Annotated in this window: 7 protein-coding genes; 5 read left to right on the top strand and 2 right to left on the bottom strand. The window is 69.7% G+C overall.

The genetic code is table 11. From position 1 onward, the window contains the following. Positions 1-254 precede the first annotated feature (254 nt). The 5 genes from aroA (at position 255) to L0M17_RS04740 (ending at position 8,931) form a co-directional block, all read left to right on the top strand. The gene (gene aroA / locus L0M17_RS04760; RefSeq protein ID WP_241052029.1) at positions 255-3,332 is read left to right on the top strand and encodes a 3-phosphoshikimate 1-carboxyvinyltransferase; all 3,078 of its coding nucleotides are present in this window, start codon (positions 255-257) and stop codon (positions 3,330-3,332) included. Further along, positions 3,329-4,525 carry an acyl-CoA dehydrogenase family protein gene (locus tag L0M17_RS04755; protein ID WP_241052025.1) on the top strand — a complete coding sequence of 399 codons (1,197 nt, stop codon included), beginning with the start codon at positions 3,329-3,331 and terminating at the stop codon, positions 4,523-4,525. The genes aroA and L0M17_RS04755 overlap by 4 nt, the downstream gene beginning before the upstream one ends. Further along, entirely contained in the window at positions 4,522-5,343 is an 822-nt protein-coding gene (locus L0M17_RS04750) for an SDR family oxidoreductase (protein ID WP_241052023.1), read from the top strand. Before L0M17_RS04755 ends, L0M17_RS04750 begins: the two co-directional genes overlap by 4 nt. A gap of 62 nt (positions 5,344-5,405) precedes the next feature. After that, positions 5,406-7,364 (top strand): oxidoreductase, encoded by a 1,959-nt coding sequence (locus L0M17_RS04745; RefSeq protein ID WP_372497989.1) that lies wholly within the window; start codon positions 5,406-5,408, stop codon positions 7,362-7,364. Positions 7,365-7,491: 127 nt separating this feature from the next. Next, complete coding sequence (locus L0M17_RS04740; RefSeq protein WP_241052010.1) at positions 7,492-8,931, top strand: GH1 family beta-glucosidase; 1,440 nt, start codon at positions 7,492-7,494, stop codon at positions 8,929-8,931. A 40-nt stretch (positions 8,932-8,971) separates the two neighbouring features. On the opposite strand, the gene L0M17_RS22160 is transcribed toward L0M17_RS04740, so the two are convergent. Together L0M17_RS22160 and L0M17_RS04735 are read right to left on the bottom strand one after the other, a co-directional pair. Further along, positions 8,972-9,097: a hypothetical protein gene (locus tag L0M17_RS22160; RefSeq protein WP_255733191.1), complete on the bottom strand. Its 126-nt coding sequence runs from the start codon at positions 9,095-9,097 to the stop codon at positions 8,972-8,974. A 45-nt stretch (positions 9,098-9,142) separates the two neighbouring features. Next, the gene (locus L0M17_RS04735; RefSeq protein WP_241051999.1) at positions 9,143-13,021 is read right to left on the bottom strand and encodes a hypothetical protein; all 3,879 of its coding nucleotides are present in this window, start codon (positions 13,019-13,021) and stop codon (positions 9,143-9,145) included. Between the last annotated feature and the right edge of the window lie 80 nt (positions 13,022-13,101).

Below are 13,101 nucleotides of genomic sequence, written 5' to 3'. Positions count from 1 at the left end.
GGAGCGCTTGAACAACTCATCTAGTGTGCCAGAGATCGGCGGAGAAGCGAAATCGGCGCAAGAAGACCTACCGACGACGAGCGCGCGACGCGGTCCCAGTTCAGCATACGGACCCGTTCAGTCACGATCCGGACACGCCCTTGCCTATCTTGCGGCTTCCTTACTAGTTTCGGTTACGGAAAGTCATTAGGGATCCTAATTGAATGCCGTGGGGGCTCCGGAACCCCTGCGGCCTCACCGCAAAGGGCACACCCATGCATCTCTCCGTCCTCGGAACGGCCGCACCAGTCAAGGGCGAGGTACTAGTACCCAACTCGAAATACCACGCACACAGAGCACTCATCCTCGCTTCGCTCGCACCCGGTGTGAGCCGAATCCGCGGGCTCACGGATGCCCGCCACGTCCAGTACACGGTCGGCCTCCTCCGCGGCCTCGGCACCCGGATCGACGTCGTGGGCGACACCTTCGTCGTCGAAGGAGGCCCCTACCGCCCGCGGCGTGAATCCGTCTCCGCCGGGAGCTCCGGCACAACCCTGTATTTCATGGTGGGCCTGGCATCCCTGAGCGAGTCCGACGTCGTCGTGACCGGGCAGAAGTACTTCCAGCGCCGGCCGATCGGCCCCCTCCTCGCCGCCCTCCGGCAGATGGGCGCCGACGTCTCCTCGCCCGACGACTGCCCGCCCATCCGCGTCCGCGGCCGGCGCCCCACGGGCGGCGACGTCCACATCGCAGGCACACTCTCCCAGTGGATCTCCGGGCTCATCCTGCTCGCGCCGTTTGCGACCGGGCCGACCACGATCACCGTGGAGGGCGAGTTCAACGAGCGCACCTACATCGAGCTCACGGTCAGCATGATGCGCCAGTTCGGCCTCCACGTGACGGTCTCGGAAGACTGGCGCCACTACGAGATCGAGCCGAACCAGGTACCCGTCCCCACGGACCTCGTGATGCCGCCGGACATCGGCTCGGCGGCCTTTGGGCTCGCAGCCGCGGCCCTCCAGCCCGCCGACGTCGTCCTGCATGGCCTGCGCAAGACGAGCGCAGGCGAGTCCGACCACCCTGAGTCGGACTTCCTCGACATCGTCTCGGCAATGGGCCTGCCCATGGCCTACGACCCCTCGGTGGACGCCGTCCGGGTCCGCCATGACGGCCTGCGCCTCTCCCCCATCGAGGTGGACTGCAGAACCGTCCCCGACATGCTGCCCATCCTGTCCACGCTCGCGACCTTCGCTGACGGCGAGAGTGTCTTCCGCAACGTCGCCCACGTCCGCCTCAAGGAATCCGATCGGGTAGCTGCGATGCTCCAGCTCAACAGCATGGGCGGAGACCTTCGCATCGACGGCAACGATCTGCGCGTCCGCGGTGTACGGCGCCTCGTTGCGGCCGACCTCTCCTCGTTCAACGACCACCGCGTCCTCATGTCGCTGGCCGTCGCCGCCTCCGCGGCCGAGGGCCGCTCGACGCTCACCTACCCGAACGCCTACCGGATCTCCTACCCCGAGTTCCTCACGGCCATGAACTCGCTCGGCCTCTCCATGCGGGTCGAGGACGGGCCCGTCCGGCGTCCGGAGCCCAAGAAGCCGGCAGCTCGAGCAGCGCGGGACAGCCTCCACCGGATCACCACTCAGCGAGACGTCGACGCCGCGGCCTCGGTTCCGGCTTCCGACTGGGTTCGCCGGTGGGCCGCCGAGAAGCCCAACGCGAGCGCCGTCGTCGCCGTGCGCCCCCGCGTGACCGAGCACCGCACGTGGGCCGAGCTCGACGAACGCGCCGACCGCATCGCCACCCTCCTGACCCAGCTCGGCGTGCAAGCGGGCGACCGCGTGGCGGTGCAGCTGCCCAACCGCGCGGAATTCGTCGGGTGCGCCGTGGCCGCTGCCCGCATAGGGGCAGTCATCGCGCCCATCATGCCGATCTTCCGCGAGCGGGAGGTCTCGTTCGCGCTCCGCCGGTCACAGGCGAGCGTCATCATCCTTCCCTCGTCCTTCCGCGGGCGCCGCCATGCCGACGAGCTCGCCTCGATCCTCCAGAGCGAGGACGACGGCGGGTCAGGCCTTCCGCTCGCGCTGCGGCACGTCGTCGTCATCTCCGAGGACGACGCCGCAGCGAACCAGGGCGCTGCGGCCCAGGGCGCCCCGCCCCAGGAAAGGAGCGAGAACGGCCCGCAGTGGCACGACTGGGACGAAGCGCTGGCGGGCGTCGTCGTCGACCGCGACGCGCTCGACGCCCTCGCGCCCGACGCCTCGGCCCACGCCCAGCTCCTCTTCACGTCCGGCACCTCGGGCGAGCCCAAGGGCGTCCTCCAGCGGCACTCGGTGCTGAGCCGCGCCGCCGCCATGGAGGCCCGCCACCTCGGGCTCACTGGCGACGACACGATCTACATCCCCTCGCCGCTCGCCCACCAGACCGGCTTCCTCTACGGCATGTGGCTCGCCTTCGTGCTCGGAGCGCCTCAGGTCGTCCAGGAGGTGTGGGATCCGCAGCGCGCGCTCGATGCGATGCAGGGGTGGCGCGCGACGTTCGTGCAGGCGGCCACGCCGTTCCTCATGGACCTCCTGAAAAAGGTCGAGGAGACTGGGCAGGTGCCCGAGAGCCTGCGGATCTTCGTCGCGACCGGCGCCGCGGTGCCGCGCGCACTCGCGGAGCGAGCGACTCGCGTCCTCGGAGCCGCTGTATGCGGCGCGTTCGGCACAACCGAGACCTGCCTGGGCGCCCTCGCCACTCCAAGCGATGAGCCGGTCAAGATGTGGGGAACCGACGGGCGCATGCTCGAGGGCGTCAAGCTCCGGATCGTGACCGACGACGGCCAGCCCCTGCCCTCCGGCGTCGAGGGCAACTTCGAGCTCAACAGCCCGACGATGTTCGAGGGCTATCTTGACCGGCCGGACCTCACCGCGGCAGCGTTCACCGAGGACGGCTGGTACCGCACCGGCGACCTCGGCATCATCGACGACGCTGGCTTCCTGCGCATCACAGGCAGGGTCCGCGACGTCATCAACCGCGGCGGCGAGAAGATTCCGGTGGCCGAGATCGAGCAGCTGCTGTTCGAGCACCCGCTCGTGGAAGACGTGGCCCTCGCGGCCATCCCCGACGAGCGGCTCGGCGAGCGTGCGTGCGCGTTCGTCGTGCCGGCTCCGGACGGCACGCTCACGTTCGAGGGGATGCAGGAATACCTGGACGCGCACCAGGTCTCCAAGCACTACTGGCCCGAACGGCTCGAAATCGTGGACGCCCTCCCCCGCAACGCGGTGGGCAAGATCCAGAAGTACCTGCTGCGCGAGCAGGCGAGGAACCTGACGCCGCAGCGGACAGACCATGGAGGAAGCAAGTGACCATCACCAGCATCAGTCTCGACGGGCGCGGAAGCGCCCTTTCCGAGGCGGAGTACGAGCAGCTCAGGTCCGACGTCGACGCGTGGGTCAAGGGGCCGGGCGAGGCTTGGGCGGAGCGCATCGAGGCCTCCGGCGAGGTACCCGAGGAGCTGTGGACCGAGCTCAAGGAGCACGGCTTCCTCTCGCTCGCTGCCCCGACGGAGCTCGGTGGGCGCGGCCTGAGCTTCGTGCAGTGGATGGGCCTCATGGAGATCTTCTCCCGCTCGCACGCGTCGGTGCGGATGATCGTGCACGTCGTGAACGGCACGTGGCGCGCCATGAACCCGTTCGCGAACGAGGCCCAGCGCGAGCGCTTCATCAAGCCCTCGATCGCCGGCGACATCAAGGTCGCCTTCACTCTCACCGAGCCGGGCAACGGCACGGGCGCGGACATCACGAGCACTGTCCGCCGCGAGGGCGACACGTACTACCTCACGGGCCGGAAGCACCTCATCACCTTCGGCGTCCGCTGTGATTACTGGCTCCTGTTCGCACGTCTCGAGGGCAGCACGGGCAAGCACGGCACCGTCGCGCTGCTCGTCGACCGGCATGCGCCGGGCACCACCGTGATCGACACGTCCGAGACCATGGGCGTGCGCGGCACGGACCACGCCGAGCTCGTCTTCGCGGACACCCCCGTGCCCGTCGCGAACCGCCTCGGCGAGGAAGGCGAGGGCCTCGCCGTCGCCCTCGGGGGCTTCCTCACGCCGAGCCGCATCTCCGTCGCCATGTCCTGCGTCGGCCTCGCGGAGCGTGCCCAGGAGCTCGCCGTCGACTACGCCCTGCGCCGTGTGACGTTCGGCAAGCAGCTCGCGGAGCGCCAGGCCATCGCGTTCCAGATCGCCGAGAATGAGGCGGACATCGAGGCCGCGAAAGCGCTCGTGCTCCACGCCGCCGGGCAGTGGCAGGAAGGGCGCGAAACCGCAAGCGCCCTCTCCTCCATGGCCAAGATGACCGCCGTCGACATGCTCACGCGCGTGACGGACAAGGCCCTGCAGGTCCATGGTGGACTCGGGTACTGGAAGACCCAGACCATCGAGCGCGTGTACCGGGACGCCCGGGCGCAGCGCTTCGAGGAGGGCACGAACGAGATCCAGAAGACTGTCGTGGCGCGGGACGTGTTCCGCCGCGCCGCCGTGAAGGAGTCGAAGTGACGGACCAGATCCACGCAGGCAAGATCGCCCTCATCACCGGGTCCTCGAGGGGCATCGGGCGGCAGCTGGCCGAGCAGCTCGCGGCAGGCGGCGCGAAGATCGTCGTCAACTACAAGAAGAACGCCGGGCTCGCCCAGGACGTCGTCGAGCGGCTCAAGGAGCTCGGCGGCGATGGGGTCGCCGTGCAGGCCGACGTCGAGAACCCCGAGGACATCGTGCGCCTCTTCGACACCGTCGCGGAGACGTACGGCAGGCTCGACTACTTCGTGAACAACGCTGCCGCCGCCGCGTTCAAGCGCGTCATGGAGCTTCGCACCCACCACCTCGACCGCTCGTACGCCATGAACGTGCGCCCATTCGTCCTCGGCAGCGAGGAGGCGGTGAAGCTCATGGACCAGGGCGGTCGGATCGTCGCCGTGACGAGCTACGGCAGCCAGCGCGCGTTCCCGACGTACGCCGCGCTCGGCTCGTACAAGGCCGCGATCGAGTCCTTCGTGCGCTACATGGCGGTGGAGTTCGCTCCGTACGGCATCAACGTGAACGCGGTCAACGGCGGGCTCATCGACTCGGATTCGCTCGAGTACTTCTACAACGTCCCCGGCCAGGCTCCGATGGATTCTGTCATCGCCAAGATCCCGAAGGGCCGTCCCGGCACCATCGCGGACATGGCGAACGCGATCGAGTTCCTGCTCTCCCCCAACTCGGACTACATCACCGGGCAGACCCTCGTGGTCGACGGCGGGATGACAGTCGCCGCGCCGCCGTACTTCCACGAGACGAGCGAGCCGATCAGCATCCCGGAACGGCCCACCCGCTGATGACGGCGCGCGCGTTCACGCCGGTGCGCATCGGCACGCTCGAGTTGAAGCACCGGATCGTCATGGGTTCAATGCACCTCAACCTCGAGCGGACCGACGACGGCGGGGCCGCGCTCGCCCAGTTCTACCGCGAAAGGGCTCTCGGGGGCGCCGACCTCATCATCACGGGCGGCGCCGCCGTGAACCGAGAGGGGGCCGGGGGCCGGACTTATGCGCTCGTCAACGAGCCCGAGTCCACCCCCGCGCTCTCTCGTGCCGTGGCTGCGGTCCACGAGGCGGGCGGCCACCTGGCGCTGCAGCTCTTCCACGCAGGCCGGTACGCCTTCGAGGCGACGTTCGGGCTCAAGCCGATCGCGCCGTCGTCCGTCTACAGCCGCTTCTCGCGCTGTGAGCCGGAGGCGATGGACGAGCAGCAGATCCAGCGCACCATCGCCGACTTCGCTGCCGGCGCCCGGCGGGCTCGCGAGCTCGGCTTCGACGCCGTCGAGATCATGGCGTCCGAGGGCTACCTCATCAACCAGTTCGTCTCGCCGCTGACGAACCTGCGTGACGATGCGTGGGGAGGCGACGCCGAGCGGCGGCGCCGCTTCCCCCTCGCCGTCCTGAGGGCGGTGCGCGACGCCGTGGGGCCTGACTTCCCCGTCATCGTGAGGACCTCGGGGGCGGACCTCGTGGACGGCTCGAGCAGCGACCGCGAACTCGATGACCTCGCCGTCGCGCTCGTGGGCGCCGGGGTGGACGCGCTCAATGTGGGAATCGGCTGGCACGAGTCCTCGGTCCCTACGGTCCAGGCCCTCGTCCCGCACGGGCATTGGCTCGCGGTTGCCCGGCGCGTGCGCGAGGCTGTCCGCGGGGCCGGGTTCGAGGCTCCGGTCATCGCTTCGAACCGGGTCAACTCGATCCCGCTCGCTGACGAAGCCCTCGCCCGGGGCGACGCGGATCTCGTGGCCATGGCCCGGCCGTTCCTTGCCGACCCGCGGATCGTGGAGACGTCCCGCGCGGGCCGGCTCGAACTGGTCAACACCTGCATCGGCTGCAACGAAGCGTGCCTCGACCGCTCTTTTGGGGACGAGCCGGTCTCGTGCCTCGTCAACCCCCGAGCCGGGCGCGAGCTCGAGTACCCGCCGATCCCGCTCCCGGCCCTGCCTGCGTCGCACGAGCAGGCCGCGCCGCCGGCTTCCATCGACGGTCCCGGGCAGGTCGCCGTCGTCGGCGCAGGTCCCGCGGGGCTCCAAGCCGCCGCGACCCTGGCGGCGGCCGGGATCCGCGTGGACCTGTTCGAGGCCGCCGGCGCGATCGGAGGCCAGTTCCAGCTCGCGGGGCGCGTGCCCGGCAAGGCGGACTTCCTCGAGACCATCCGATACTTCGAGAACCTCCTGCCAGGCTTGGGCGTGCGGGTGGTCACAGGTACGCATGTTGAGCCAAGCGATCTCGCGGGCTACGCGCATGTCGTCGTCGCAAGCGGTGTCCTGCCGCGCACCGTGAAGCTCCCGGGAACGGATCTCGGGCACGTCGTGGACTACCGTCAGGCGTTCGCCGAACCCACGGCAGTAGGCCGTCGCGTGGCCATCATCGGGGCCGGGGGAATCGCCGTCGACCTCGCCCATCTGCTCGCCGAAGCGGACCCGGAGCGGGAGATCACGATCATGCGCCGGAACGGGCGCATCGGCGAGGGGATCGGCCCGTCGACCCGCTGGGCAGTCCTCGCAGAGCTGCGTGCCGCTGGAGTGCGGACGCTCACCGGCGTCGTCTACACCAGGATCACGGCCGACGGCGTCGAGATCACCAATGCGGAAGGGGCCCCGGAGCTCGTCCCCGGCGACACGGTCATCCTCGCAGCCGGGCAGGAACCCCACGTCACGCTCGCCGAGGGACTCGCGCGCGAGGGCATCCCGCACACGGTGATCGGCGGAGCGCGGGACGCAAGCGGCCTCAACGCCGTCCGCGCGTTCGACGACGGGCTGCGAGCCGGAACCGCCGTCGCCGCGCTTCTCACGGACGCGCCCGCTGCCGCGCGCTGAGCCGGGCCTTTCGACACGCCCTTTGACCCGCGTTCCTTTGCGAGCCGCGGCCCTTTGATCACCGACCTTTGAACCCCAAGCTGCTTGCGCAATGGCCAAGACGCGCACTCGGGACGATGATAGGCCCATGCCCCGTACCGCCGTCGATCGCTTGGCAGCCCTGCTGCCCCCGGGCTTCGCGCTCGGGGTCGCCACGGCCGCCTTCCAGATCGAGGGCGCGGTCGACGACGACGGCCGCGGACCGTCGGGGTGGGACGCCTTCGCGCACTCCCCCGGCGTGATCGCCGAGGGAGCCTCCGCCGACGTGGCCGACGACCACTACCACCGGTTAGGCGAGGATCTGGCTCTTCTGGCGCGCCTCGGCGTCGACGCGTACCGGTTCTCGATCGCGTGGCCGCGGGTCCAGCCCGACGGCCGCGGCGCGTGGAACGAGAAGGGCTGGGCCTTCTACGAGCGCCTCCTCGACGGCCTGCTCGAAGCCGGAATCCGCCCCCTCGTCACGCTCTACCACTGGGACACTCCCCTCCCCCTCGAGAAGGACGGCGGCTGGCTCTCGCGCGGAACGGCGGAGCGGTTCGCCGATTACGCCGCCGAGGCTGGGCGACGGCTCGGCGACCGCGTGGACCAGTGGATCACGCTCAACGAGCCAGCGACCGTCACGCTCAACGGGTACGCCCTCGGGCTGCACGCACCGGGAAAGCAGCTCCTCTACGAGGCCCTGCCGACCGTCCACCATCAGCTCCTCGCCCACGGGCTCGCGGTTCAGGCACTTCGGACGACAACCGACGGCGGGATCGGCATCACGAACCTCCACTCGCCCGTCTCGGCAAAGTCGTGGCGGCCGTTCGACCGGCTCCACGCGGGGCTCTTCGACGTCATCTTCAACCGCCTCTTCGCCGACCCCGTCCTGCTCGGCCACTACCCGCGCGTTCCGTGGATCGCGAAACGCAACTTCGCACCGCTCCTGCGCGCCGTACGCCCTGGCGATCTCGATCTCATCGGGCAGCCACTGGACTTCTACGGGCTCAACTACTACTTCCCGGTGCGGATCGGCGCGGGCGCCGCGCGGACCACGGACGCACCTGCCGGGCACCACCATCACATAGCCGCGCTCAAACGGCTGCCGTTCCACCTCGCCGACTTCCCCGAATTCCGCCGCACCGGGTTCGGCTGGCCGATCGCGCCGGCGCATCTGGGCACCCTGCTGGCTCAGATGCGAGACCGCTACCGCAACTCACTCCCGCCGGTCCTCGTGACCGAGAATGGCGCAAGCTTTCCCGAGCCCGAGAGCGCCGACGGACCGATCGACGACAGCGAGCGGATCGACTTCCTCGCGGCCCACCTCGAGTCCGCGCTCCGCTCGGTGGCGCCGGGCGGCCCCGCGGACGGGGTGCAGCTTGCCGGCTGGTTCGTGTGGACCCTCCTCGACAACTTCGAGTGGGCCGCGGGCTACACGCAGCGCTTCGGGCTCGTCCATGTCGACTTCGACACCCTCGAGCGGACCCCCAAGGCCTCGTTCGAGTGGCTCCGGCAGCTCGCTGCGGCACGCGAACGAACCCGGGCGTAGCTTCGCTGGGATTCCCTGGCTATTCGCCGCGGTTCGCCGGCTATTCTCCGCGGTTTGCCCGCCGGATGCGCCGGGCGCGTTCGATCTCGTTCTTGAAGTTCTTACGAATGCTGAAATAGCCGCCCACGATCACGATGACCAGAGCGATGACGATTATCCAGGCCACGGCGGGCTTCCTCCCTCGAGTGCACCGGCTGTCCGGCCGACGCTCCTACCGTAACAGCGTGCCCCGGGACGCGCGCAGAAGCCACCAGACAGCCGCCCCGACGAGAGCCAAGCCGAGGGCGGCGAGCAGCAGATACGGGTAGGCGCGGACAGCCCACAGGACGCACGCGAGCACCCCGACTCCGCCCCATGCCGTGAACCTGCGGTCCGCAGCCGCCAGACCGGAGACCGTCAGCCCGACAAATACCACCAGCAGCCAGATCTGCCGGGCCGTATCCGCCTCAGGCGCGGACACGAGGCCGACGAAACTCGCTATCCCTGCCGCACCCGCCAGCCATCTCTGGCCCACTCGACGGTCCCCGGCGATGTAGCGCAGCAGTGCTACAAGGGCCGCCGCGACGACGTACCACTGAACGAGCCAGAACAGACTCGGGTCATCCCCGGCGAACACCGCGCGTTGCGTTGCAGCGAGCACGACGACGGCGCCGAATTCCGCTGACGACCTGCGCCACCGCGGGGGCACCTCGGAGACAACGAGGACGACGAGGGCGGCCGCGAGCCCGGGAAGGAGGTGGGCCGCGGGCAGATGCCACGAGGCTAGTGCCGGGAGGACCAGGGCGAGGCCCGTCACGGCTGCGAGTGACCAGCGGCGGACCGGATCCAGCGCGAGCTGGACGAGGGACGCGGTGAGGCGCTCGTCGTCCTTCAGCCACACGGCGGTCCAGCGGAGGGCGAGCCCGACCCCGGCTGGAACCAGGCCGCCGACGAGCAAAGGCAGAACGTACCGCCAAGGCGCTGCCTCTCCTTCGAACACGCTCGTCGCGATGGCGATGCCCGCCATCACGAATCCGATGGCTCCGGTGGGGAACGTCGCCTCCGTCACGCCGCTGACGCCCCGCCAGACCCAGCTGGCCGTGACGAGGACTGCCGCCGCCGCGCCCACCGCAAGGCCCAGGGCCCACGGCTCCTCGCCGAGCCCGGCGATGAGCCCTGCCGACGCAAACAACGCGCCGCCCGTCGTCCATGGCCAGATGGAAGGATGCCAGGGGCTTCCGCCTCTTCCCGTGCTGAGCCGGATGCTTGAGCCGCCCCAATGCCCAAGGCCAAACGCATGCGCCGCCGCGAGCGAAGCCGACACCAGCACGAAGCCCAGTGACGAGAGGAGGGGCTCTGACAGGAGCTGGCCCGACGGGAACGGGAACACTGGCCCAAGCCAGAGAAGCGCGAGGAAAACGGACCCGACCGCCCCATAGCTCGCCCGCGGATGCTCGCGGAGGGTCATCATCACCGAGGCTGCTGCGAGTGCCGTTTCGACCAGCAGAACCCACCGCCCGCCGCCCGCCTCGGCCCGGGCCGTGAAGGCGTAGGCGATCGGCAGGGCAAGCTGGGCCGCCAAGCCACTCCAGTACGCCGTGGCTTGGAACGGGAGGGCCGCCGTCGTCCGTTTGAGCAAGCGGCGCACGCCGTGCTGCAACGCAAGCCCTACGGCGAACACGAGGCTCAGCACCGTTGGCGAGGCGGTCGCGTCGTGGGCGACGAGCCCCGCCACGACCAGCGGCAGCGCTCGTGCCGCGAGCAGATGAACGCCCCGCAGCCTCACACCGGGCGCGAGGTACACCATCACTGCGGCGTAGGCGGCGCAGAGCCCAACTGCGATCTCGAGGACTCGCAGGTTGCCGCGCGCCGCCAGCGGGGTCACGATCAGGACGGCCGGCACGAGCACAAGCGCAACGGGCTGCCGCCGCAGCACGATGCCGGACGCCGCGGCCCCCACAGTGAGACCGACCAAGACGATCCCGGTCATAGGACCGATGGGGCCGGAGTCTGCGAGCCCTTCGGTCAAGCTGGCCAGGATTGAGGCTACGGCCGCAACGCCAAGGGTGACGGCAACGTCATGGAGGGCCCAACGCTCCTCTCTGCCTCGGGCTTCGTTGTCTCGGGGCTCGTCGCCTCCGTCTTCTCCGCCTCTAGCGTCTCTGCCTCTGGCCGCGGCGGCGAGAGGGACCCAAAGCTGCGCTAGCGTTGCCGCCGCGAGCACGTGCCACGCCGAAACCGGCCGACCGCCGAGGTTGAAGGTCCACCCTGCGAGGCCAAGAGCGTGGAAGACCCCGAGGGCGAGGAGCGTCCCAGAGGCCCGAGTGAGCAAAACGTAGGTCCAACGGCTGACGCCGACTGGCGATCGCGCTGCCTTGAATCCGAGCACGAGGGTCAGCACGCACAGGACGCAATTGCCCATGCCCCACTCGTTCACGGCGTACGCCTCCCCCGCCACGAACACCAAGAGGCTCGGCGGGACGAAAGCGCCGAGGAACGCCCATCGCTCGTCCGCCTCGCCACTCTCCGCCTCACCACTCTGGGTGGGGACCACTGAGAGCGGGGTGGGGACCACTGAGACCGCTACGCTGGCTCCGCAGACGAGCGTCACGGTCAGGGCGTAGAGAACCCAGCTCGTCGCCGTGACGGCCAGCAGCCCACACCCGATGGCAGCCGCAGCCGCCATCACTACGAGGCTCGCAGGGCGCCCGAATTCCGCGAGATGGCGGGCTCGCAGCAGCGCCGAGAGCGCAAGCTGGACGGCCGCAATCCCTGCGAGAGCGGAACCCAGAACGGCTGCGCGGCCATCGGCATCCCATCCGGAGGGCAAGCAGGCGTCGGCCACAGCAGGAACGGCGAGGAGGGACGCGTACCGCGCCACCGCCACGAGGTGCACTGGGTTCCAAGGACGGCCCGCGAGAGGGCGTGGGTTGCGGGGCCACCTGGCACGGACGAGCCAGTACGCGGCACCCCACACAACGAGCACCGCAAAGGCAGTACGCCCCAACGATCCGTGCGCGATCGGGAGGGCCGCATAGGCCGCGCACGGAAGCCACTCGGCCGCCCGACCGTGCCGCCACCCCACAAGCTGGGCGGAGAAGAGCAGCGCCGTGCAGCACCACACCACAGCGCCGCCACGGGGATGGCTCTGTGCCGTTTCCGTCAGAACTTCCGCCAGAACCGCAGTCACGACCAGGACGAAGACCACGCCGACCGCCGTCGCCTGTTCGAGTCCCATCAGACGCCGCGTCAGCCCTAGCCGAACCTCAAGGCGATCCTCAAGGAACACAACAAGGAAGACTTCGACCGCTGCTGTCACCCCGGCCGCAGCGATCGCGACGTCGAACGGGTCTGCGCCGTTGCCCAGCCAGCCGGCGTCGGCCGCTTGGGCGAACCCAACCGTCAGGGCGAGGACCGCCGTCGCCCGCGCGCCCCACCACGAGAGGCGACGGACCAGCGCCGAGCCCCGCACGAGCGCGGTGACGGCGAGCGAGGCGCACACGGCGGCTGCCAGCCCCGGGTACTGCCAACGGTCCAAGGCCGCCGATGCAAAGGTTGCAGCGACCAGCACCGCGGGGGCCACCAACGGATGCACGCGGACGACTGGACGCAGGTAGGCCCGCGGAATCCATCGCGGACGAGCGAGCACGAGGACTCCCAAGCCTGCCGACAACGCGAGCAGCGCTGCCAGATCGATGGCAAGGGCACCGCCCAACGCGGCAGCACCGGACCACGCACCAGAGAACGCAAACGTGATCGAGGCGTAGATGAGGATGCGACTTTCGAGCCGAACCGCCGCCGCCCCGAACGCTATGAGACCCACGACGCTCGTCGCGAACCATGTGAGCGCAGGGTTGTGCACGGCCAGAACGTCGACAGCGAGGCCAGACACGGGCAGTAGCGCGAGCCCCGTGCCGGTGAAGGCGACTGCGGCGGGCCGGAGCCGTGTCACGCGCGCGTGGACCAGCAGGCCGGCCGAGTAGAACAGCGCTGTGACCGTCAGCAGGGCGATGAGGCGCAGGACATCGCTCGCAGCGCTGGCGAGGAACAGCGCAGCAGCCGCGACGAACAGGAGCGTGGCGGCGTACAGGGCGATGTTCGCGTTCAGCATCCCGCGACGCCGACGACGGCGGGCGGCCTCCTCGTCGTCGTACCTCTCCGAGCTCGGCTTCAGAATCGGGGGTTGTGCAG

This window comes from Sinomonas terrae, from assembly GCF_022539255.1.
Taxonomy (GTDB): domain Bacteria; phylum Actinomycetota; class Actinomycetes; order Actinomycetales; family Micrococcaceae; genus Sinomonas; species Sinomonas terrae.
The sequence above is the reverse complement of the archived record's forward strand: the minus strand, read 5'-3'. Positions and strand labels throughout refer to the sequence as shown.